This is a genomic window from Sutcliffiella tianshenii, assembly GCF_016908565.1.
Lineage (GTDB): Bacteria > Bacillota > Bacilli > Bacillales > Bacillaceae_I > Sutcliffiella_A > Sutcliffiella_A tianshenii.
Genome location: NZ_JAFBED010000016.1, coordinates 1 through 22,223, shown reverse-complemented (window position 1 = coordinate 22,223; position 22,223 = coordinate 1). Strand labels below are relative to the sequence as shown.

Annotated in this window: 22 protein-coding genes; 8 read left to right on the top strand and 14 right to left on the bottom strand. The window is 41.7% G+C overall.

What is annotated here, in order from left to right; all coding sequences use genetic code 11:
- Positions 1-355: 355 nt before the first annotated feature.
- Complete coding sequence (locus JOC95_RS20095; RefSeq protein WP_204419733.1) at positions 356-1,444, bottom strand: SDR family oxidoreductase; 1,089 nt, start codon at positions 1,442-1,444, stop codon at positions 356-358.
- 131 nt (positions 1,445-1,575) lie between these two features.
- On the opposite strand from JOC95_RS20095, the gene ku reads away from it, so the two are divergent.
- Positions 1,576-2,469: a non-homologous end joining protein Ku gene (ku, locus tag JOC95_RS20090; protein WP_204419731.1), complete on the top strand. Its 894-nt coding sequence runs from the start codon at positions 1,576-1,578 to the stop codon at positions 2,467-2,469.
- On the opposite strand, the gene JOC95_RS20085 is transcribed toward ku, so the two are convergent.
- Positions 2,466-3,005, bottom strand: coding sequence for a D-glycero-alpha-D-manno-heptose-1,7-bisphosphate 7-phosphatase (locus JOC95_RS20085; protein WP_204419729.1), 540 nt, complete (start codon positions 3,003-3,005; stop codon positions 2,466-2,468). The two genes, ku and JOC95_RS20085, sit on opposite strands and share 4 nt — an antisense overlap.
- Before the next feature lie 75 nt (positions 3,006-3,080).
- Between JOC95_RS20085 and JOC95_RS20080 the strand changes: the two genes are divergently transcribed.
- Positions 3,081-4,922: a DNA ligase D gene (locus tag JOC95_RS20080; protein ID WP_338083128.1), complete on the top strand. Its 1,842-nt coding sequence runs from the start codon at positions 3,081-3,083 to the stop codon at positions 4,920-4,922.
- Positions 4,923-5,029: 107 nt separating this feature from the next.
- The gene (locus JOC95_RS20075; protein WP_204419727.1) at positions 5,030-5,314 is read left to right on the top strand and encodes a hypothetical protein; all 285 of its coding nucleotides are present in this window, start codon (positions 5,030-5,032) and stop codon (positions 5,312-5,314) included.
- 47 nt (positions 5,315-5,361) lie between these two features.
- Here JOC95_RS20075 and JOC95_RS20070 read toward each other — a convergent pair whose 3' ends face one another.
- The 3 genes from JOC95_RS20070 to JOC95_RS20060 form a co-directional block, all read right to left on the bottom strand.
- Positions 5,362-6,375, bottom strand: a complete 1,014-nt coding sequence (locus JOC95_RS20070; RefSeq protein ID WP_204419724.1) for a YeiH family protein — start codon at positions 6,373-6,375, stop codon at positions 5,362-5,364.
- Between the two features lie 87 nt (positions 6,376-6,462).
- Positions 6,463-7,353 carry an ABC transporter permease gene (locus JOC95_RS20065; RefSeq protein WP_204419722.1) on the bottom strand — a complete coding sequence of 297 codons (891 nt, stop codon included), beginning with the start codon at positions 7,351-7,353 and terminating at the stop codon, positions 6,463-6,465.
- Positions 7,354-7,364: 11 nt separating this feature from the next.
- Positions 7,365-8,282, bottom strand: a complete 918-nt coding sequence (locus tag JOC95_RS20060; RefSeq protein WP_204419720.1) for an ABC transporter permease subunit — start codon at positions 8,280-8,282, stop codon at positions 7,365-7,367.
- A 261-nt stretch (positions 8,283-8,543) separates the two neighbouring features.
- On the opposite strand from JOC95_RS20060, the gene JOC95_RS20055 reads away from it, so the two are divergent.
- Positions 8,544-9,638 (top strand): mechanosensitive ion channel family protein, encoded by a 1,095-nt coding sequence (locus JOC95_RS20055; RefSeq protein WP_204419828.1) that lies wholly within the window; start codon positions 8,544-8,546, stop codon positions 9,636-9,638.
- A gap of 40 nt (positions 9,639-9,678) precedes the next feature.
- On the opposite strand, the gene JOC95_RS20050 is transcribed toward JOC95_RS20055, so the two are convergent.
- Together JOC95_RS20050 and JOC95_RS20045 are read right to left on the bottom strand one after the other, a co-directional pair.
- Positions 9,679-9,948, bottom strand: a complete 270-nt coding sequence (locus JOC95_RS20050) for a hypothetical protein (RefSeq protein ID WP_239583043.1) — start codon at positions 9,946-9,948, stop codon at positions 9,679-9,681.
- A gap of 11 nt (positions 9,949-9,959) precedes the next feature.
- Positions 9,960-12,260: an ATP-dependent DNA helicase gene (locus JOC95_RS20045; protein ID WP_204419718.1), complete on the bottom strand. Its 2,301-nt coding sequence runs from the start codon at positions 12,258-12,260 to the stop codon at positions 9,960-9,962.
- A 131-nt stretch (positions 12,261-12,391) separates the two neighbouring features.
- Here JOC95_RS20045 and JOC95_RS20040 point away from each other — a divergent pair, with 131 nt between their 5' ends.
- Genes JOC95_RS20040 through JOC95_RS20030 form a run of 3 tightly spaced genes read left to right on the top strand, consistent with a single transcriptional unit; the run spans position 12,392 to position 16,081 of the window.
- On the top strand, positions 12,392-13,837 hold the full coding sequence (locus JOC95_RS20040) for a spore germination protein (RefSeq protein WP_204419716.1): 1,446 nt from the start codon (positions 12,392-12,394) through the stop codon (positions 13,835-13,837).
- A gap of 11 nt (positions 13,838-13,848) precedes the next feature.
- Complete coding sequence (locus JOC95_RS20035) at positions 13,849-14,958, top strand: GerAB/ArcD/ProY family transporter (RefSeq protein ID WP_204419714.1); 1,110 nt, start codon at positions 13,849-13,851, stop codon at positions 14,956-14,958.
- The gene (locus tag JOC95_RS20030; RefSeq protein WP_204419712.1) at positions 14,942-16,081 is read left to right on the top strand and encodes a Ger(x)C family spore germination protein; all 1,140 of its coding nucleotides are present in this window, start codon (positions 14,942-14,944) and stop codon (positions 16,079-16,081) included. Before JOC95_RS20035 ends, JOC95_RS20030 begins: the two co-directional genes overlap by 17 nt.
- 52 nt (positions 16,082-16,133) lie before the next feature.
- On the opposite strand, the gene kynB is transcribed toward JOC95_RS20030, so the two are convergent.
- From kynB to JOC95_RS20010, 4 genes are all read right to left on the bottom strand, one after another.
- Entirely contained in the window at positions 16,134-16,757 is a 624-nt protein-coding gene (gene kynB / locus JOC95_RS20025; protein WP_204419709.1) for an arylformamidase, read from the bottom strand.
- 10 nt (positions 16,758-16,767) lie between these two features.
- Positions 16,768-18,039, bottom strand: coding sequence for a kynureninase (kynU, locus tag JOC95_RS20020; RefSeq protein WP_204419707.1), 1,272 nt, complete (start codon positions 18,037-18,039; stop codon positions 16,768-16,770).
- A gap of 118 nt (positions 18,040-18,157) precedes the next feature.
- Positions 18,158-18,385, bottom strand: coding sequence for a hypothetical protein (locus JOC95_RS20015; RefSeq protein ID WP_204419705.1), 228 nt, complete (start codon positions 18,383-18,385; stop codon positions 18,158-18,160).
- Between the two features lie 139 nt (positions 18,386-18,524).
- Positions 18,525-19,136: a hypothetical protein gene (locus JOC95_RS20010; protein WP_204419703.1), complete on the bottom strand. Its 612-nt coding sequence runs from the start codon at positions 19,134-19,136 to the stop codon at positions 18,525-18,527.
- Between the two features lie 46 nt (positions 19,137-19,182).
- Here JOC95_RS20010 and JOC95_RS20005 point away from each other — a divergent pair, with 46 nt between their 5' ends.
- Entirely contained in the window at positions 19,183-19,788 is a 606-nt protein-coding gene (locus tag JOC95_RS20005) for a hypothetical protein (protein ID WP_204419701.1), read from the top strand.
- Positions 19,789-19,829: 41 nt separating this feature from the next.
- On the opposite strand, the gene JOC95_RS20000 is transcribed toward JOC95_RS20005, so the two are convergent.
- The 3 genes from JOC95_RS20000 to JOC95_RS19990 form a co-directional block, all read right to left on the bottom strand.
- Complete coding sequence (locus JOC95_RS20000; RefSeq protein ID WP_204419699.1) at positions 19,830-20,561, bottom strand: phosphatase PAP2 family protein; 732 nt, start codon at positions 20,559-20,561, stop codon at positions 19,830-19,832.
- Between the two features lie 93 nt (positions 20,562-20,654).
- Positions 20,655-21,470 (bottom strand): GNAT family N-acetyltransferase, encoded by an 816-nt coding sequence (locus JOC95_RS19995; protein WP_204419697.1) that lies wholly within the window; start codon positions 21,468-21,470, stop codon positions 20,655-20,657.
- Positions 21,471-21,776: 306 nt separating this feature from the next.
- On the bottom strand, positions 21,777-22,223 hold a 447-nt coding region (locus JOC95_RS19990), incomplete at its 5' end, for a 3D domain-containing protein (RefSeq protein ID WP_204419695.1).

Sequence of the window (22,223 nt, the reverse complement as noted above, 5' to 3'; positions counted from 1 at the left end):
TTTTCTCTAGAAAATGTCAATGTAAAAACCTGTTAAGACATTCTTCATGCAAGAAAGTTGCATGAACCCTTTTTGATATTTCCTTTCCCTTTCTTATGTAATGACCCTAAACCAGGATGATATTGCCAATCTGAACCATGAAAGTTACTATTTCTGCTTTATTCCTCCTTTTACATTTTATGAAAGCTGTTTCACTCTCAACAAATGTTACGTGAATGTTTCAATTTTTGCGGGGGAGAAACAAAAAATAATTTTATAATACTTCGAATTACCCAACCCTCCTGTGTCAAATTGTTTACTTAATTACAAAAAATAAGAAGCCAACCCTGACATTAAGGCTAACTTCCTTCCTGATTTAGCTAATCTGAACATGCTTCAACTCATCACTTTTATGCTGATTATAATACTTCACCATACAATCGGCCGTTTCCTTGAACGATGGACAATGAATATTGGTGTCTGATAGAATCCCTTTTGCCTCCGGACACTCAAAACTGCCCTTCCAGGTGAAGTAGTCCAACGCCTGTCGTTCGACCTTCAACCACTTTCTTGCTGTCGGCACCCGCAGAAATGATTTTGCAAGGGAAAGAGGAATCGACCCTTTAGGAGCCTTTTGAAGCAGGATCTCAGTTGCAATACTATAAGCTTCCCTAATGGAGATCGGTGAAGGATTCGTCAAGTGCAAAGTTTTGCCCTCAGCCTTTTCCGAATATGCAAGATGACACGTACCTTTTACAATATAATCGATTGGGACAACGTTAAACTCTGCTTCCCCTTTTCCCAGGTGTGGAATGAACGGAAGGAACTTAAGCGCGTCAAGGAAATTCAGCATAAAATATGGTCCATCAAACTTATTGGTTTCCCCTGTCTGGCTGTGGCCCTTCACGATCCCCGGACGGATGATTGTGGTTGGGATCACTCGTTTTTCATCCTCGACCAAAACTTCCGCTAAATATTTGGTATGCTCATAATGATTTTTAAACCCTGAAGAATGCATAAGTTCATGTTCATAGATCTTTCCTTCTCTTAATCCGGCTACATATGCTGTACTGAAGTAGATAAATCTTTTCAGATTGGTCAGTTTTTTGAGCAAATCAAGCACCTGTTTTGTACCATTGACATTTACCTGATAGGCGATTTCCTTTTTTACGGCCAAATCGTATACCGCCGCCAAATGGAATACAAAGTGAACTTCCTGCTTTAAAATGGCCAGGTCTTCATCCTTGATCATCAGATCGGGCTGGGTGATATCTCCTTCGATGAGGGTGAAGCTTATATTCGGATATTGTTGTTCAAGCTTTTGGATGACTGTGATTGCCTGGTTTTTCATTGTTGGAAGCACCAATAAAAACAACTTTTTCAGCCTATTTTCTTCTTTAAGCACTTCCTTCACCAATTCCTGACAGATAAACCCGGGAAAGCCCGTAAAAAAATAACCGCTCATACTTTACCCCCTACCAAAATTTGATATACTCTTCTCTTTTTTTCAGGATAAACTAACAGGAAGCACAAATAAAGTGCTTTTATCTAAATTTTCCAAACTTTTAAAATACACTCGAAAAGTAAGGTGAAATCATGCATACAATGTGGAAGGGCTCTATTAGCTTCGGACTTGTCAATATCCCCATTAAGATGTATTCTGCAACCGAAGATAAGGACATCAAGCTAAGGACCCTGCATAAAGAGTGCAATAGCCCAATTAAATATGAAAAGGTCTGTCCCAATTGCGAAAAGGAAGTGGATACAAACGACCTTGTTAAAGGATATGAATATGTAAAAGGGAAATATGTCATTTTGGATGACGAAGAGCTGAAGCAATTGAAAGAGGAACACGAGGATAAAAGCGTGAAAATCATCGACTTTGTCAAGCTTGAGGATATTGATCCCATCTATTTTAACCGCTCCTACTTCCTGGGACCCGGAGAAAATGGCAGCAAGGCCTATTCCCTCCTCCGAGAGGCACTGGAAGATTCCAAAAAGATCGGGGTGGCAGAAATAACGATCCGCTCCAAACAGCAGCTTGCGATTGTCCGGGTATACCAAAACTGCCTGGTCATGGAAACTGTTCATTATCCGGATGAAGTAAGAAATGTTGCGGAAGTACCAAGTGTTCCGGAAAAGGCGGACGTGAACGAACAGGAATTGAAGACGGCCATCATGTTGATTGACCAGTTGACCACTGAATTCGATCCCGAAAAATATCATGATGACTATCGTGAAGCGGTCTTGGCATTGATTGAGGAAAAGGTCAACAACCAGGATGGGACTGCAACTCCAAAAAATGTGGAGGGCAAGACCAATGTCGTGGACCTTATGAGTGCCCTTCAGGCGAGTATAGAGCGTACAAAGGATCAGGAATTGAAACCCGCAAAAGAAAAATCAAAAGCAAAGAACCCCCCCGAGCCCAAAAGCGAGAAGGAAAAAGGAAAGCCCAAAAAGCGTACCACACGAAAGAAAGCGACCAGCTAAAAAAGCTGGTCGCTTTGCTTTTGACTGACAAGCCACTCTGCTGCATTCAGCAAGGAGGGAAAATAATTATCCGCCATGCCCGCGTTATCACCGATGAATAAGGTTTTAGTCCCTGCTGCCCTTCCTGCCTCTATATCGACTTCCCTGTCCCCTATCATATAGGACTGTTTCAAATTGATACTATGCCTTTTAGCCAAATCCATGATCATCTTCGGACCGGGCTTTCTGCACAGGCATCCTTCATGTGGTTTATGAATGCAAGCAGACACCTCCACAATTTCTCCACCTGCTGCACTGATTTCTTTTAACATGTGGGAATGGATCTCCTCGAGCATTTGATTCTTCATATAGCCAAGCCCCACTCCCCCCTGGTTGGTAACGACAAATAGCTTGAATCCTCCCTCTGTCAATATCCGCATTCCTTCCAAAGCCCCGGGAAGAAAGTGAAAATCACCAGGCTCATTTACAAATTTGACCCGTTTGGAGAGTACTTCATTGATTACGCCATCCCTGTCGAGAAAGACTCCTTGATACAAAACATCACCTTCTTGACATAGTTTTAATTTTTCTAATGCAAAATAATGTAAACATGACAATCTGAAAGGATTTCTATGATGATAAAACCAATGCTATTAAATTTACACCGCAATCCTCCTATCGGGGAGGATTGGGTGTATGAAGTCAAATACGACGGGTTTCGATGTGTTGCATCTCTTGATAAGGACACCATTTCATTACAGAGCAGAAATGGAAAGACTTTGAACCATCAGTTTCCTGAAGTGGTGAACTTCATGGGCTCCCTGCTTGAAAAAGAGGATATCAAGCAAAAGCTCCCATTAATATTCGATGGGGAAATTGCCATTCTTTCCTCTCCCATGAAAGCGGACTTTGCTGCCATCCAGAAGCGGGGCAGAACCAAAAAAACAGAAAAAGTTGAAGCACTTTCTCAATCCAACCCGGCAACATATCTCGTCTTTGATATTTTGCAGGTGGGTAACGAGACGCTTTACGATACCCCGCTTTTCGAAAGAAAGGAAATCCTAAAAGAGCTTTTTTCAACCCTGCAGCTGCCATTATCTCCAAGTAAAGATATCCCCTTCCCTCTACAATATGTCCCTTTTCATAAAAAAGCAGACACCCTTTGGGATGAAATAAAACTGGAGAATGGGGAAGGCATGATTGCCAAGAAGATCAGGAGTACTTACCGTCAAGGCAAGAGATCCGATGATTGGATCAAAATAAAAAACTATAAGGTCATCACTTGTTTCATAACTTCTTTTCAAAAAGAAAATGGTTTCTTTCATGTGGGACTTTATAAAAATTCAAGCATAGTTCCGATCGGCCTCTTTTCACACGGAATGAATCAGGATGAGCGCCAGGCACTCTTATCAGTAATCAAAGCGAACAGCTATAAAGAAGATAGTCAATTCATCCACGTAGAGCCTGGCATTTGTTTAGATCTATTCTACCTTGAACTTTATCAGTCACAGCTGCGTCATCCCGAATTCCACCGTTTCAGGTTTGACGTACAAGTGAAGGATTGCACGTTTGATAAGCTCCAAAAATCGGATATCAACCTCCCTAAGTCGGTTGGCATCACAAACCCTGAGAAACCCCTTTGGAAGGATGAATCTGTTACAAAGTTGGATTTTCTACATTATTTAAAGGAAGTTGCACCATACATCCTTCCGTTTTTGAAAAATCGACTTCTTACCACTATCCGGTTTCCGCATGGAATGTTTGGTGAGAGTTTCTATCAAAAAAACTGTCCGGACTATGCCCCTTCCTTTGTTGAAACAACCCTTGAGGATGGCATCAGATATATAGTATGCAACAATCTCGAAACCCTTCTTTGGCTTGGAAATCAACTGGCGATTGAATTTCATATTCCTTTTCAAAAGATAGGGGACCGCCTCCCTTGTGAAATTGTTTTTGATCTAGATCCACCGTCTGCGGAATATTTCTATGGGGCAATCAAAGGTGCACTTATGATGCAAAAGATATTTGAACAATTGGGGCTTCAGACCTTCGTGAAAACCTCTGGAAGAAAGGGACTGCAAGTATATCTCCCTATCCCGGAGAAAACGTTCTCTTATGAAGACACGAGAATCTTCACGGAATTCATTGCAAATTACCTTGTATCGAAAGAGCCGGAGTTGTTTACGATAGAGCGTTTAAAAAAGAAACGGGGAAACAAAATATATGTAGACTATATCCAGCATGGAGAGGGGAAAACCATCATTTCCCCATATTCCTTAAGAGGAAATACCTTGCCGACTGTGGCCGCTCCACTATTTTGGCCAGAGGTAAATACAAAACTAAAACCGGAGTTTTTCACGATATTCAGTGTGATGGAGCGCCTGAAAGAAAAAGGCGACCCCTTCAAGGATTACCTGAAAATCCAAGCCAATCAACCATTTGGTCAGGTTCTTACCTTTTTGAAGAAAGTATAGGATGGCAAGTGTTTGGAAAAAATGGACAATAAAACAAGGAAGCACATCTCATGATTGACAAGGAATGTTTATGTTTCAATGCATGAATCTGCTTCTGATTTGGAAAGGTGATCAAGTTGCAGTCCTTTGCGATTGTCCATCCTATCATTGAAATGGATCAGACCTTAATATTGGAATTTGTGGACGAAACGGAACCTGTTGAAAGTCGCAGGTACCGGCTTTTTCTCCAAAAAAACACGATGCAGGAAATCAAGCTGATTGTTTATCGGCCGAATCTGGATAACTGGCAGGACATTACATCCATGCTGTCCCCATTTTATCTGGCATCCCTGCGCAACGTCCTTTTGCAGCAGATCGATAGGCATGCAAAAAGAGAGGATATCATTTCATAAAAAAACAAGCTGACCGCATGTTGGTGAGCTTGTTTTTCGTTTTTCATTTATACAATCATATATATGACATATATCAAGCTTATTGCCGCTACAAAGACAGAGGCGATAAAACCGGCAAGAAATGGCCTCAAGCCCAATGCCCTAAATTTCCGCCACTCCACCTGAAGGCCCACACCAGCCATGACCATGATGATCAGAAACTTCGCAACCGCTCCAAGTAAACTGCTCGCTCCCTCTGAAACCACACCGACTGAATACAAAGCGCTCATTATAAGGAATCCGATAATAAATAGAGGAAACGCCCCTTTAATACTGGCACTTTTATCACTCTTATTTATAATGATAAAAGAAATGGCAAGCACTAATGGAAGGATGAAAAGGGTCCTCACAAGTTTTACGGTGGTAGCCACTTCCCCAACGTCCTCCCCCACAAGATAACCGACAGCAACAACTGATGAGGTATCGTGGATGGAGGTGCCGATCCATATTCCAAATTGAAGTACCGTGAGATTTAGCCACTGACCGATCCATGGATATAGAAACGTAGCCAAAATATTAAAGAAGAAAATTGTGGAGATTGCATAGGCCGTGATTGTTTCCTTTGACTGAACGACCCCTTTTACTACTGAAATCGCAGTTGCCCCACAAATGCTTGTACCCACACCGATCAATAAGCTAAGCATTTTATCGATTTTAAGCATCTTTCCAGCTAAAAGAGTCACCAGGATGCCGCCGATCACGACCAGTAATATGACAAATATGGATTGGGAGCCTATATCCAGTATGCTGCCTATGCTTAATGTAGCACCAAGCAATACTATCGAGACCTTTAACAATTTTTTTACAACAAACTGGATTCCTGGAAAAAACACCTCATGCAAGCTCAAACTGTTCCGCAATACTATTCCAAGCAGCAGCGCAAAAATGACCCCACCTATGGCCGGAAATAGATTTCCAAACGCTTTCCCTCCCATTGCAATCAAGAAGACGAGAATGGTTCCAGGCAACCATGAAGGAAATTTATGAATGAACCTTTGCAGATTATCTTGATTTGTTTCCATCGTTATTTCTCCTAACGGACTTTTTTGCAGACACCTTTATTATTTTAAAGAACAAAAGAAAAACTGTCGAGAAATTTTCGACAGTCTTCAAGATTCCAACCTATGGAAATGCTTTCTCAATCCTTCTCCGAAAATATTGAATGTAAGTACAGCAAATGCCAGTGCAAAAGCCGGGAAGAACGGTATCCAGAACGAGCGGAGAACATCCCCTCTCGCTTCACCTAGAAGCGTGGCCCAGTTGAAGCTCGTATTCACAATTTCTCCCGAGCCGTAGGAAAGCTGAACAAATTCCTGTGTGATAAAAATACTGAATATCCCCAGCTGTCCGATCAACAACGCAATCCTTCCCAGATCAAGAAAGAACTGAACGATCAGCTCGGGTAAGGCATTAGGAAAATAGTACTTTGTAAACAGGGTAAATGGGGAAACCCCGACAGTAATACCCGCTTCCACATACGGGGTGCGCTTGATACGATAAAATTGATTTTGAAGGACTGTCCCCACTCGCCCCACTTCGATGCAGGATAGTATGATGATGGCCCAGATGAAGCGATTATCATTGAACACAAAGATCGGCAGATTCAATAGGATGATGGCAGAAAAAATGACAGGCAGTGCTGAAAATACTTGATGCCAGCCCTGGAGTATCCAATTGGCTGGACCTTTTTTATTGATCGATAGCAATGCCAACACCATGGCTATCCCATATCTCAATAAAGCAATACCGAGAATCAGGAAAAGTGTATCTTTTGCACCCACGACTATGACACTTAAAAGGTCCCTGCCTTCCCTGTCTGTCCCAAATATATGTTTATCCGAAGGTTCGAATGGCGCGGTTTCAATACCATCACTCGTAAAGACGACCCGTTTGCTTTCAAGGACCGTATCAATGAAGGGTAAAAAAGGGCCGACCAAAGTTACCATCATCAAAAAAATCAAAAAGGAGCTTCCCACTATCAATGTCCAATTCCGTCTCATTCATCAATCACCTACTTTGGTTCTACAAGCTTCAGCATAAAAAGACTGATAAGCTGCGAAATAAATACAATCGTCATAAAGCTTAAACCGAACCCGATGATCAGGCCTGATTCATTGATAAAATTCATACTTCCCGAAAGCGCCTTGTTTACATCAAATGCCTGGAACATCCGATATGCTGCTCCACGGTAATCCAACAAATACTCGACAATCAACAGATTTGATAAAAGATACAGCATCATGGCAGGCAAGTTTGAAAGTATGGGATAGAAACTATTGCGCAGCATATGTTTCCAAAGCACCTTTTTACTCGTAAGTCCCTTTGACCTTGCCACTTGGATATAGGGCTTACCTTTTTCATTGCTCAGAGAGGCGGATGTGATCCTCGCCACGTACATCATCGGATACAAGGAAACAAGAAAGGCTGGCAGCAAAAAGCTGTACCAATGATCGTGCCCGAAAATCCTTATCGCCGGCAGATAAAAAATGATCAGCCATTGCAGACAGATCAATAGGAAGAAATCAGGTATCGACTGAACAATCCAAGTCAACCCTTTACCAAATATATTCCACCCGCCCCATCGATCATAAAAATCATAAATTCCCTTCAGCACCCCAAAGATCATCGTGAACATAATAGCGGTGAATATCACCTTTAGACTCCGTGCCATATGTAGGATAATTTCCTCTTCAGCGGGGTTATTGTAACGGGTAAATCCAAGTGTTCCCCTATCTGTTATATCTTCCAGAAAAGTGGAGATATTATGGCCATACGCCTTCCAGGAAAACTCGTAACCATACTCAAGCGTCATCGCTTTTCCTGATACCCCTATCTCTGGTGATCTAGGGAAAAGAACCGCCAAAGTCAGCAGAATTCCAATTAATAGAAAAAACAGCAGCGATTTAGTGATATTCCATGATATCTGCATAGTATCCCCCACTTTACGAAACCCGAAATAAATATAGTAAAATACTACCACTAAATTTGTTTGAATTCTATAAAAATATGAACTTTTCAAAAAACACGGAGTTCTTTATCAATTGAAATACGGCAGCGAAAGTAGTATCATAGTGCTTTATAATAGATGGATAGACTTTATGAATGAAGCTGCTATTGCTATTCCGCTTGGGACATAATGATCTATGGGAGGTCTAAACCTTTGAGCAAATTCTTAAACGGCATTACTGACATGTTTACCTATGAATTCTGGACAGACATGGATTTTTGGCTGGATCTTGGTGTCGCACTCATGATCTTGCTGCTCTTTCTCTTATGGAGAAAGCTGTTCACCAAATATTTTTTCAAAATGATTTTATCTCTTTCCAAAAAGACACCAACCGATTTATTTACTTATATCGTAATAGCTTTTAATAAGCCTGTACGTACATTTTTTGTGATACTTGGTCTATTCTTTGCCTTGAAGGCCGCTCCATTTGAAATAATGGAGGGAACCACACTATCCAGATTGATGCGTTCTTCTATCATTTTCCTGATAGCTTGGGGGATATTCAACTTTATCCCTTCTTCATCCGTCCTATTTTCGAAATTATCCACGAAATTGGATTTTGAAGTGGATAAGATCGTGATGCCCTTTTTCACCAAGATATTCAGATTCATACTGATTGCGCTGACACTCAGCATTGTTCTTGAAGAGTGGAGTTATAATGTTGGCGGCTTTGTTGCCGGCCTTGGACTCGGAGGCCTGGCATTTGCACTGGCTGCCCAGGAATCCATTAAAAATCTACTCGGTGGATTCATCATCGTGACTGAAAAACCTTTTACGATGGGGGATTGGATTAGGACTCCTAGTGTTGAGGGTGTTGTTGAGGATATTTCATTCCGGAGCACAAGGATCCGAACCTTTGCCCAGGCTGTGGTTACTGTGCCAAATGCCACGCTTTCGAATGAGCCCATCACCAACTGGTCGAAAATGGGCAAGCGTCAGATCACTTTCGAACTAGGTCTCCAATATGATACTTCCAGGGAGAAGCTTGAAACTGTCACGCGGAGGATTGAACAACTCCTCCGTAATCATCCGGAAGTACATCAGGAAACTATCCTTGTTCGATTTGATAATTTTGGGGCAAGCAGCATGAATGTATTCATTTACTTTTTTACAAGCACTGTTATGTGGGCAGAATTCCTGAAAGTGAAGGAAGATGTCAACTTTAAGATAATGGAGATCCTGGAAGAGGAAAATGTAGTCATCGCTTTCCCAACCCGTACTCTTCACATCGGGAAAGATGCACAGCAGGAACTAAAAAAAGAGTATAGCGTAAACTGAAAAGAAAAAACCTAGTTCTCTCCATGAGAAACTAGGTTTTTTAACTTTCCTTGCGTAATACATTTCGTTTCCTGCTGGGCACATCATAATAAAAATAATGATACTCATTCTTTAATTCGGTTGTCGTCATGCCATCCAGTATCATCGAGTCATATACTCCGATCAGGAGAAGCTTATCTATATAATAATCCCTTTGCAATTCCAATGCCTTTTTCAGATTCCCCTTCATAGCCATCACCCCGGAAGATTGTTTAACCATATCATATCCGAGGAATATTGATTTGCCGTGAAGGGATTGTAAATTTTCCATCAGGAAATATATCAACCTCTCACGTCTATGAAGTTCTGCCATTCCGGAGGTAGGATACTTCGATATTTAGGCGTGTAATAACGGTCATCGATAAGCAATATAAAACCTGTATCCATTTCGGATCTGATCAACCTTCCGCCTGCCTGCTGAATCTTATTCATACCGGGATATACGTAGGCAAAATCAAAGCCGTTGTATCCCAGATCCTGAAAGTGTTGCTTCATTACATCCCTCTCCAAGGTGATTTTGGGAAGGCCTACCCCTATGATCCCAACACCATTTAACCTGTCACCAACTAAATCGATACCCTCGGCAAAGATCCCGCCCAATACCGCAAAACCTATCAATGTATCGGTCCGTGCTTGAAAATTACTTAAATAGATTTCCCTGTCCGCTTCGGTCATGGCTGGTTGTTGAATGATCGTCCTTACATGATCGGGCAATTCCCGTTTCATGTAGGCATCGTATACTTGTAATAGATACTCATAGGAAGGGAAAAAGACAAGATAGTTTCCCCTTTTTGAATGAAAAGTTGAAATGATTGACCGGACTATCGGTTCAATGGAATCATCCCGATCCCTATACTTCGTTGAAACCTTTTTTCCATATACCGCAAGCTGCTCCGCTTTGAAGGGAGAATCAATGGAGATATGATAATCCTCCTTTTCCCCACCGAGCACTGTCTGATAATAGCCGAGCGGCTGCATCGTAGCTGAGAAAAACACCGTTGCATAAGCCTTCTTCGTTAACGATCTAATTGCAGCAGAAGGATCGAGGCATGCAAGCTTCACATGCACCTCACTTTTATGAATGGTGACGATCGTGTTAAAGTTCCCATTGTATTCTTTTGCGACCCTGACAAAGTCCTGTCCATCATAGAAGCAGGTCAGCACTTCTTCATACCCTACACCTGAGGGATTGACCTTGAGCCATCTTTCATATTCTTCCACAAGAGCCGCCACCAGTTCGACAATGTGATGCGGCTTCTCTTTTAATACAAACAAATCTTTCTCAAGCAGCTCTTTTTTCCACTCCAACAGCCCATCATTTACTGCTTTCAGCTTTCCATAAAGCTCTTTGTCTATGTTTTTTATGATTCTGCCTGTTTGCAGGAAAGTTGATTTTGAAATGGAAGCTGAGTACATCTCCCTGGCCCGGTCTGCAAGATTATGTGCTTCATCAATCAGGACGATGGTGTCCCTATGGAACTCACTCCATCTTTGCAGTCTCACTTTCGGGTCGAAAAAATAGTTGTAATCACAGATAATGGCATCTGCATACATAGCAAGGTCGAGCGAAAATTCAAAAGGGCAAAGCATGTGCTTGCGCGAGTATGCCTCGATTACCTGCCTGCTCATGATCAGCTCATTTGCCAGGATGTCTTTCAAACCAGCTTTAAGTCGGTCATAATAGCCATCGGCAAAAGGACAGAATTCCTTTTGGCATCGAACCTCTTCCTGAAAGCAAACCTTTTCCTTTGCCGTTATCGTGACCACATTCAAGTGCAAACCGTTTTCTACTAACCGTTGAAAAGCTTCTTCCGCCACCTGTCTAGTGACCGTTTTAGCTGTAAGATAAATCATTTTCTGTCCTTTATTTTCTCCGATTGCAAGCAGAGTGGGATAAATCGTAGAAATCGTCTTTCCGATACCGGTTGCAGCTTTGGCGAAAAGTCGTTTATTTTCTTTAATCGTCTTAAATACTGCTTTGGCCAAATCCTTTTGTCCCTTCCGGTAGCTTGGAAAAGGGAAAGACAGCTTTTTTAAGGTCTCATTTCTCTTGTTTACGGAATCAAGGATGGATCCCATAAAGTCCATATATTCCACTACAATGCCTTCCACATATTCTTCTAGTTCAAGCAAGGAATATGTCTTTGTGAAAAGTCGCTCCTCCAGGCTTTCACGTTTGGCAAAAAGGAGGCGCACAGAAATTTCTTCAAGCTCCTGCTGCTTGGAATATATGTATGCATACACCTTGACCTGGGCCCAATAAGTCGGAAAATCCTCTTCCGTTAATTCGGTTAGATCTCTTGCAGTTGTCTTTATTTCTTCGATTATTGTTACTTTTTCATTCCGGTATATCCCATCGCACCTTCCTTCGATTTGGAGAAGAATAGATTGATATGGATATCCCATTGACAGATGCACTTCTTTTTCATAATCCTCACCTCGACTCCCCTGAAGCCGCTGATGGGTTTTCGTCCCTTCCTGCATGATATTCGTCCCGACAAACCGGGAGTCTATGCTGCCGCCCATCGCTACAAACTCCACAAGTTTTCTCACAGATACCTTTAGGGAAACATTCTTATCCATTCCATAACCCCTACCGTCACATAATACGTCAAGTATAACAAAAGAATATTGATAAGGAATGCATAATTATTTCATGTACTCAGGAAAATATAGTAATTGGGTAGTTTCGTTAAATTGGAGGTGTAATTTTCATGACACAGAAGGAACCGACTGGGGTGCTTTCTACAAATCTTGATGAGAATATCATGATTCTTAGGGAAGCGTTTGTCCATTCCGAAGACTTCGTTGTGGATTACACCCCCTATCAGAAGAAGGATGCGTATCTCATTTATATTGAAAGCATTACGGAAAGGAAATTAATCGAGCAAGAGATAATCAAACCCATTCATATCAGCGAATCGGATAATGTTAACACATTTCTCCCTCAAGCATTCATCAAAGAAACAAATAGTATTAAAGAAATATCTAAATTCCTGTTAGAAGGAAATTCGATACTTTTGCAAAAAGATAACCCGTTGGCAATGATTTACCAGTCACAGTTGCTGACCGAAAGAAACATTACAGAACCCGGAAGCGAAACCATTATCCGCGGCGCACATGAAGGGTTTGTCGAAACTTTAAGTACCAATATCTATCTGATACGAAAACGGCTTCAAAATCCAAAATTAAAAATCAAATACTTTTCAATCGGTAACGACTCCCATACAAAAGTGGCAATGATTTACCTGGATCATTTAGCAAACAGGAAAACCGTCGGCAATCTGGAAAAGCGTCTATCCGATATCGATACAGACTTCATTCTTGCGCCAGGGCATATCGAGGAATATATCAGCGATAATATGTCCATATTCCCCACCTTGATAAGTACAGAGAGGCCTGACAGGACTGTTGCAAATCTCATGGATGGTCGGATCGCGATCATTGCAGATAATAGCCCGAGCGCATTGATTGCACCCGTGACATTTTTTTCTTTCTTCCAATCGCCTGATGATTATAATAGCAGGTGGTATTTCGGTTCATTTATCAGGTTCTTAAGAATTATGGGTTTCCTTATCACCATCGCACTACCTGCAACCTATATAGCGATAGTTTCCTATCATTATGAAGTACTGCCTACGGAGATTGTGGTTTCCATTAAATCTTCCCTGGAATATGTACCATATCCGCCACTGGTGGAAGCATTGGCAATGCAAATAACGTTGGAGATTTTGCGTGAGGCATCTATCAGGCTTCCAAATCCAATTGCCCAGACTATCGGGGTGGTCGGTGGACTTGTAATCGGAACAGCCGTAGTGGAAGCAAACCTGGTATCCAATACGATGATTATCGTTGTTGCCATCACTGCCATTTCTTCGTTCGTTGTTCCAATCCCTGAAATGGGCTCTTCCATTCGCTTGCTTGGTTTTCCTTTTATGATTTTGGCATCCCTGTTCGGCTTTATTGGCATGAGTTTCTTTCTCATGTTTGTACTTATCCATCTGTGCAAATTGGAATCATTCGGCACGCCATTTTTCGCACCATTTTCGACCTTGAGATTTTCGGAAATGAAAGATACCATCATCAGGACACCACTGCCTTTTTTCAAATCCCGACCAAGTGACACACAGCCAAGAGAGAAGAAAAAGACGAGAACTTAAGGAGAATATGCATGCTAAAGGCAAGTGAGAAATCGATCAGCCAAGGTCAGCTTTATTTTCTTATCATTCAGTCGCAAATGGGGGTAGGAATTCTCTCCCTCCCATTTGCTGTTCATAGTACAGCCAAGGGGGACGGCTGGATTTCCACGATTCTTGCAGGCATTGTTCTGCAGATATGGTTGCTTATATTTCTTACTATATCCAGATGGTTTCCCGAGAAAAACATTTATCAAATCATGAAGCATCTGTTTGGAAGATTCGTTGGTTCGATTTTTGTTGTTGCCTATATACTTTACTTTACTGCAGTGGCAGCCCTTGTAGCAGTCCTTCAAACAGGTCTCATCAACAAATGGATCCTCACTTTGACACCCTTTTGGCTTATCTATGTGTTGATTATCATCGTTGCTGTATACCTGGCTACTGATAACATATTGACGATTGCAAGATTTTTCAGTTTGTCCACGGGAGTTATTCTATTCTTCATTCTCCTGGTTTCTACCGTTTATCGCGATGCAAATTTATCCTATATACTGCCAATCGGGGATGGCGGGATTAAAAACATTTTCATCGCGACAAAGGATGTACTGATCGCATTGGCAGGATTTGAAATAATACTGATGGTTTATCCACTATTAAAGGATAAAAAGAAGACATTCAAAACACTCACCTTGGCAAACGTCACCACCATTTCCATTTACACCTTTCTTGTTTTCACGAGCTTTATTATATTTAGCCCGGTAGAGTTGACACTAGTGCCTGAGCCCGTTCTCTATATGTTAAAAGCTATATCATTTGAGATTATTGAGAGGCTTGACCTAATCTTTCTTTCCATTTGGGTCATACCGATGACAAATTCGTTTATCATCTATTTATATCAAGCAAGTAAAGGGTTGAAGGAGCTTTTTCATACTGATTCCCATTCCCCGTTTGTACCTATCATTGTTATTCCTATATTTATTTCAGGGTTCTTTTTGCAGGATAAATTTGTTATCCAGAAGATAGACTCCATATTCCAATATATCATTTACTCATTTGTCTTTTTCTTGCCAATCGCCTTTTTGATTCTTGGATTTATCAAGAAAAAGAACGGAAAGGAAAAAAAACATGTCCCGACTACGTAGGCTTTCTGTCACCCTCATCATGATATTTTGTCTTTTGCTTCTTACATCCTGCTGGGACCAGCGCTTACTAAAAGATTTAAAGCTTGTATTCACAGTTGGGTTTGACAAAGGGGAAAACGATGAAATCCTTTCAACAATTGCAATCAGGGAATCAAAGAAAGTCAGCATCGGCGGTGAGCCAGGAGAGGCGACAGTTGCGGTTGTAAAGGCTTCGGGGATTACCTTGAGGGATACCAGGTTACAGTTGGACAGGAAAATACCAGGTGAATTCTCTCCCAGCAAGATGAGGGTCTATTTAATAGGAGAAAATCTGGCAAAAGAGGATTTGTATTCGATACTAGATATTCTATACCGTGATCCACGTGCCCCACTTGGCGCAAAGCTTGCCATCACAAAAAGTGATGCTTCCAGTGTCATTGAGATGGGCACCATTAAAGAAACATTGCTGACGGAAGCTGTAACAGACCTTTTGGAAAACGGCGAAGAAAATACCATTATTGCAAATGAAACTGTCCAGACGATTTGCCCTATCATGTTTGATCCCTCTTCTGATTTTGTTTTACCTGTTATCGAGAGAATAGAACCTCATGATATACAAATAAGCGGAATCGGACTGATCAGCGATAAAGTCTTTACCGGGGATATCCTGCCCCCTCATGATGCAACAATACTGCTGTTGATGGCAGGCCATAAGGGGAAGAAAACCCAAATGGTCCTTAAAGTTCATAAGGATGAAAAGATCGTAAGGAATCAGTATATGACATTAAACATTAATAAGTCTAAAAGAACCATTACAATCCAGGCAGATTCTCCAGAGTCAATAAAGGCTGAGGTGCACCTGGAGTTAAGCACATCGATTGCAGAATATCCAAAGAACAGTCCGCTAGATAAACAAAAAGTGGACAAGCTCGCAGAAAAAGCTGCTGCAATCATTGAAGAGAATTCACAACCCATCATCGAAACAATCCAAGGTGCCAACAGCGATGTGCTGAAAATAGGTGAAGAAATTCGAGTGCACCACCATTCTATCTGGGAAGAATTAAAATGGCGGGAGACATATCCAAATATCAAAATAATCCCTAAGGTTAGTGTGAAAATAACAGGGACAGGCATCATCAACTGATCACTACAAGGCAATTGACCTCGGACGAATACTCCGAGGTCATCACATGAACTTATTCTTTAACAAGTACCGCTCTGACAGGACTTCCATCTGCACCCTCAATCTTTAAGGGCAGGGCAACCAATTGGTATTCTCCCTCATCCACATTTCGAAGATCGATTCCTTCCAAAATGGAGATGTTCGTTTCGTGTAACAGGTGATGAACCTCCAGATCCTTACTTTCCAACTGGTCGACGCTTGGAAGATCCACCCCTATCAAAGGTACGGACAATTCTTTTAAGAGAGTTATTGCATCAAGCTTCAACGAGGGGATACCCTCCGGAAATACCTCCTCATCCTCCCAGGCATTTGTCTTGAAAAGCACCCGTTTCTTCTCTTGCCCTTTTAACAGTGCTTCCAGGCTGACACGGTTTAGCTCCTTTAGCCTTGATACGTCCACTACAATGGCCCGTCCCATAAAGACAGAAAGATCAAGTTGATCTACCTTGGCTCCCTTTTCATCGAAGTGATACGGTGCATCTATATGTGTCGCAGTATGGACACTCATCTCGATTCTCCCAACATTTACAGAACCCGTCTCTTCCTTCGTCCAATTAAGTGAATAGGAAAATGGTGTATCGCCCGGCCATGTAGGCGTTTTGCAATGTAGTGTCCGTGAAATATCGTATATATTCATTTTAATCCCCCTATGCAACTACTTCCCGTTCATTAGAAAATTTTTCATAATGCTTTTCCTTCATGATTTTCTTCAGGATTTCGATGGTCTGAAATATTTCCTCATATGTAGTATACAAGGCAACCGGGGCAAGTCGGATAATGGAGGGCTTTCTGAAATCCGGGACCACGCCATACTCCTTTAAAGATTTGCAAATCCTTGCTGCTTCAGGATGTTCAAGGCTGACATGTCCCCCGCGTCGGGCGTCCTCTGTAGGATTTGCAATGACAAAATGGTATTCCGACAGCTCCTGTTCAATTAGATCCATCAGGATTCTCGTTTGATGCAACGATTTTTTTCGGATTTTCTCCATTCCGACCTCATCGAACATTCCAAGTGATCCCAATAGTGGGGCCATACTGAAAATATGCGGTGTACCGATCTGATATGTCCCACTCGTTTCAGCAGGTGTAAAGTGATGCTCCATATCAAACTGCTTTTCTTTTTTTGATCCAAACCAACCTGTTAGCCCCGGGGTCCTCCCGAAGTGCTTTTCATGGACAAAAAGCGCACCTACCCCACCAGGCCCTGCATTCAAATACTTATAATTGCACCAGTAGGCAAAATCCACCTCCCAATCATGAAATTGATGGGCAATGGCCCCAACCGAGTGACAGCCATCCCACCCCACAAGGATTCCATGTTTGTGTGCTTCCTGTGTAATCTTTTGAATATCTAAAAGTTGGCCGCTACGATACAGGACTGTCGGCAAAATCAGGAGGGCAACCTCTTCGTTCAATGAGAACAAGATGTCCTGCTCATCTATCAGCCTGCCATCCCTGCTTTCCACTTGAACGAGATGTTCCGAAGGGTCGTACCCTTTCAACTTCAGCATACTCTGTATGGCATAGATATCAGAAGGGAAATTCAATGCGTCAGCAACAATCTTTGTTCTGCGTCCATTTGGTTCATAAAATGTCGCAAGAAGCTGATGCAAGTTACTTGTTGTAGATCCCGTTACTATGACTTCTTCTTTTCTTGCCCCGACCAGTGGCGCACTCAATTCTCCCAATTTCTCTGCAAAATAGAACCAGGGGTTTTTCCCCTTCATCCATCCGTCGATACCTAGATTCTTCCATGATTCCAGCATATCCAGTAATGCTTGTTCCGCTCTTTTCGACAATAAGCCGAGTGAATTGCCATCAAGATAGATACTATTTTCATTTATGTAAAATTCCTTGCGAAAGTCCTTTAATTCATCCTTGCTATCCCACTGCTTCATTTCTTCAAATGTAATATTCATCTATACTTACTCCTCCCCTTTGCCCCCATTATCTCATTTTTCAGTCAACGCAAACAAGCAAGACACTAAAAATGGCTTAAAAAATGAATTAAAAAAAGACCCTCCTTAGAAGGGTCGCTTAGATCACGTTTTGTGTAAGTTCAAAGAAAAGTGCGTGCATTTTCTTTTCCGCCATGTCATTTACTTTGTTTCTTGTCTGCAAGGAAGGATTGCCATTGATTCTAAAGCTATAGTCAAGAATTTCTGGATGATGTTCTGAATACATAAATTCGATCTTCACTTTATGACCATCGGATTCCATAATAAGGGTGCATACCTTATTTCCCATAAATTCTGTGATTTTCACTATGATTCCTCCTTCTCTCCTTTCAACACATTACTATTTCTACAAAGAAGGACAAAAACCTTTTAATTCTTCTATATTTTTTCTAATTTTTCAAACTTTTCAGTTTAAAAAAAGGATGGCGTGAAAAATCTCGCCTTCCTCAGAAGTTGTCCTTTAAATGGTTATTGGCTTTTCTTATATCTCGGTTATTTCCAAATGCGTGCGTGACACCCCAGATAGTTGTATCACCCTCTTCTTCCGTCACCTCGTTCAACGTTACATCCAAATCATGAAATATTCGGTGGAGATATCTTAGGGCCGTTCTATCCCCCTCCCTTTCAACCAGTAAAATAAATCCATGAGCATTTTCCATATCATTGAGGATCTTGGATGGAGCAAAACCTTCAGTTTTCATCCAATTAACTGCAGCTTTAAGCTCCTTCCACTCGTCGGAAGTTATCAGATTTCGGATGTTCGTCGTTTCCACGCCTCCCCATCCGGTAATGTCATTCAGAAAGGCATGCTGGACACTCAACGTCTCTAGCGTGCTTACTTCACGATCTGGCTGATACAGAACACTCTCCTCATACTCCTTATGCTCGATTTCCTGTACAGAAGCTAAAGTGGTCGAGGAAAAGAGGGCGCCTTCATCCATAAAATCGAAAAAATGATATCCTACAAGGCCCAATATTAAAATAAGTAATAGATTCATCATATATTTAATCAAGGAAATCAGTCCCTTTCTTGTATTTATAGGTTTCTTTTTGCTCATCCGTCAGTTTCTTGATAGGATAAAAGAAAAACAACAGGTGAATTTTATGAAAAAACTATCAGGTATATTTAATATCGTCATTTTTCTATTTTTGTTAATAGGTTGTCAGGAACGAAATGAACCAACTCGTGATGCCCCACTCGATAATTTTTTTGCTAACACTGAACTTAATTACGGGGAATACGTCGTTATCTTTGAGGATGTTGTAGCGCGCGCCCATGCTATGGGGCTTGAGGATAAATCCTTGGAAAAATGGGTGATAAGAGCCCTTGGAGATGAGAAACTATCCAACAAGAGGGATTTGACGCAAGATGAGGCTTTGAAGATAGCCAAGGAAAATCTAGCAGAAAACCAAGCCTGGATAATAGTCGCAAATGAGAAATATGATGTGAAAGTATCAGAAGAAGAACTGGATCAGTGGATATCAGAAGGTCCCGATCAAAGTGAAATACCTCAACAGAAAGCTTTTGCTGATGCATTGGAGCTTTCACTTGTGGAATTGAACCATGAATTCGATCGCGAGCTATATAAACAAACACTATTGTGGGAAAAATTGATACCGGTGCTGGAGAAGAAATATGAAACAGAAGATCAAGAAGCATTGCTGGACAAGTTCATGAAGCAAGTGGATAAAGAGGCGTCAAGCATATAAAAAAGGCGACAGGGGACAAAATGCAAACCCTGTCGTCTTTATCAATTTCTATGGGAAATCAAGTTGCCTATAAAGGCTCGTTTTCCTTTTATCTTGGAAACTTCCAATGAAAATAGACAAAAACATAGCCATATCGTTCCTACTGCAAATCCCCCTAAAATGTCACTCGGATAATGGACATCCAAATAGACCCTGCTAAATCCAACAAAGAGAGTAAGCAGAAGCAGCCCGATAATAGCAGCGATTCTACCGATTATCATTTTTCTTTCACGGGCAACCAAGTAAACCAGGAAGCCGTAGAGGATGATGCTCCCTGTGGCATGGCCGCTGGGGAAACTGAACCCATGCCCATCGTAAGCCGGATTCAGCGAGGGACGCGGACGCTGAAACACATGTTTCAACAACAGGACGAGAAGCCCCCCACCACCATTGGCGATGATGAAAAATAATACAATCCATCTATCCTTCATTTTGAACCAGAGGAATATGGCGGTGACTGCTGTAACAGAAGATATCCACCATACAGATCCAGCTTCTGTTATTATCTTCATTTTTTCAAATACGAGATCATACTCGTGTGATCGAAGGAAGCTCATTATCGCCTGGTCGAACGCAAACTTTTCTTCTTCCAGGACTTCTTCTGCCAGTTCCAGAAATAATACTCCCGCTGATACACTGACTGCCATGCCGAGCAGTACAAGGAGGATAGCCATCCACTTCTCTCTAAGATAGCCCGTATTCAACCATTTCATCATCTCATTCGATATTTTCAAGACACTTCATCCTATCGCATCAATTTTTTCATAGTATTTCTTATATTCCACTATTAGAAATTGATAAACTTCGCTTAGAATGAATGAACTATCTCAGTCTTCCATTTTATTAAATGAATACATCATCCAGAAGCCGATGTCCTGAAAACCGATACGTTTATAAATAACGCCCGCAGCTGGATTATCATAAAACAGGCACAGTTCTTTCCCTTCCTGCAGTAATTGATGACAAAGCTTTACCATGCATTGCGTGGCATACCCCTTTTTCTTATATTCAAGAAGGGTAGCAACACCTACAACCATTGCAGATAAGGAATTTTCCGCTGTTGTGGAAGCCGTAGAAACCATTCTTCCATCTTCTTTGATAAAGAAAGATCGAGATGACCCATTCTCTATCCCCCTGCGCTTCCGTTCGACTGTGATGATGGAATCGCTGAATTCCGGAACACCATTCAGCATCTCCACCAAGTCCTCTGCATCCTCGGGGATAGCCTGGCAGACTTCTGCCGTTGATACATTTTCCGTTGTCGCAGAATTCAGTTTGGTACATTTCGCATAGTAAGTCTCTCTTTTACGTTTAAGTCGATCACTTAGAAACGGCTCCAATTTTCCCGTTATATCTTTTAGGCCGGACATCATGCTAAAATCCGGATCGCTAAGCATAATTTCCGTAAATCCTTTCGCATCAAAATCCCTCTGCGGCTTTGCGTAAGGGATGAAATTTTCCTGATATTTGAGCAGGACCGCACGCAGTTCTCCATTCTCGTCGAAGTCCCCCCATAGCTTTTGGAAATCCTGTTCATAGCCATACGCCTCAATATCACCAATAATGAATAAATTCTCTGCAGCTTGTTCCTTCACAAGCTCGTAGCAGATTGCATGATCTGCTTCCGTTAATTGACGAATCATTACATTTCCCCCTATACAAGGTCGGAAAATTCCAACCAAAAAGAATATTCTCATATTTTACTTGAGAGTCGTGGTTGTTGGAAGAGTTTTTTGAAGAAAAGATTGCATGATGGACTTTTTGACCAGCCTTCACCGCGAAAAGGGCCTTCATTTCATTCCGCTTAATGATGGACTTTTCAAACCACCTTCACCCCGACAAAGTCATTCATCCGCATCAACTAGTACCTCTCGATCTGCCTTCCTCACCATCTAGTCTTTCACTCAGCACAAAAAGGCCACCCAATAAGGGCAGCCTCTTTAAATCTATTATTTATATACTTTTACTTGAACCTCTTGAACACCATAGTTGATTGCATCTTGCTTGTCCGGGATGAAGATATCAATCTTGTTGCCTTTGATTGCCCCACCAGTATCTCCTGCAATCGCTTCTCCATAGCCTTCAACCCATACTTTTGAACCTAATGGAATGACACTTGGATCAACGGAGATAACCTTCATGTCAGGGTTTTCAAGTAAGTTGATACCTGTTGCAGTAATCCCTGAGCAGCCTTCACATGAAGCAGTATAAGCAGTTGCAGTCATGGTTAACTCTTTTACAACTTCCTCATCAGCAGGCGTTTCTTCAGCTGGTGCCTCTGTTACTGGCTCTTCAGCCGGTGCTTCCTCTGCTGGTGCCTCTGTTACTGGCTCTTCAGCCGGCGCTTCCTCTGCTGGTGCCTCTGTTACTGGCTCTTCAGCCGGCGCTTCCTCTGC

Bases quoted from the DNA above. Each gene is read 5' to 3' on its own strand.
- JOC95_RS20095 (WP_204419733.1), bottom strand. From the start codon at position 1,444: ATGAGCGGTTATTTTTTTACGGGCTTTCCCGGGTTTATCTGTCAGGAA.
- ku (WP_204419731.1), top strand. From the start codon at position 1,576: ATGCATACAATGTGGAAGGGCTCTATTAGCTTCGGACTTGTCAATATC.
- JOC95_RS20080 (WP_338083128.1), top strand. From the start codon at position 3,081: ATGATGATAAAACCAATGCTATTAAATTTACACCGCAATCCTCCTATC.
- JOC95_RS20070 (WP_204419724.1), bottom strand. From the start codon at position 6,375: ATGGAAACAAATCAAGATAATCTGCAAAGGTTCATTCATAAATTTCCT.
- JOC95_RS20065 (WP_204419722.1), bottom strand. From the start codon at position 7,353: ATGAGACGGAATTGGACATTGATAGTGGGAAGCTCCTTTTTGATTTTT.
- JOC95_RS20060 (WP_204419720.1), bottom strand. From the start codon at position 8,282: ATGCAGATATCATGGAATATCACTAAATCGCTGCTGTTTTTTCTATTA.
- JOC95_RS20055 (WP_204419828.1), top strand. From the start codon at position 8,544: ATGTTTACCTATGAATTCTGGACAGACATGGATTTTTGGCTGGATCTT.
- JOC95_RS20050 (WP_239583043.1), bottom strand. From the start codon at position 9,948: ATGGAAAATTTACAATCCCTTCACGGCAAATCAATATTCCTCGGATAT.
- JOC95_RS20045 (WP_204419718.1), bottom strand. From the start codon at position 12,260: ATGGATAAGAATGTTTCCCTAAAGGTATCTGTGAGAAAACTTGTGGAG.
- JOC95_RS20040 (WP_204419716.1), top strand. From the start codon at position 12,392: ATGACACAGAAGGAACCGACTGGGGTGCTTTCTACAAATCTTGATGAG.
- JOC95_RS20035 (WP_204419714.1), top strand. From the start codon at position 13,849: ATGCTAAAGGCAAGTGAGAAATCGATCAGCCAAGGTCAGCTTTATTTT.
- JOC95_RS20030 (WP_204419712.1), top strand. From the start codon at position 14,942: ATGTCCCGACTACGTAGGCTTTCTGTCACCCTCATCATGATATTTTGT.
- kynB (WP_204419709.1), bottom strand. From the start codon at position 16,757: ATGAATATATACGATATTTCACGGACACTACATTGCAAAACGCCTACA.
- kynU (WP_204419707.1), bottom strand. From the start codon at position 18,039: ATGAATATTACATTTGAAGAAATGAAGCAGTGGGATAGCAAGGATGAA.
- JOC95_RS20010 (WP_204419703.1), bottom strand. From the start codon at position 19,136: ATGAGCAAAAAGAAACCTATAAATACAAGAAAGGGACTGATTTCCTTG.
- JOC95_RS20005 (WP_204419701.1), top strand. From the start codon at position 19,183: ATGAAAAAACTATCAGGTATATTTAATATCGTCATTTTTCTATTTTTG.
- JOC95_RS19995 (WP_204419697.1), bottom strand. From the start codon at position 21,470: ATGATTCGTCAATTAACGGAAGCAGATCATGCAATCTGCTACGAGCTT.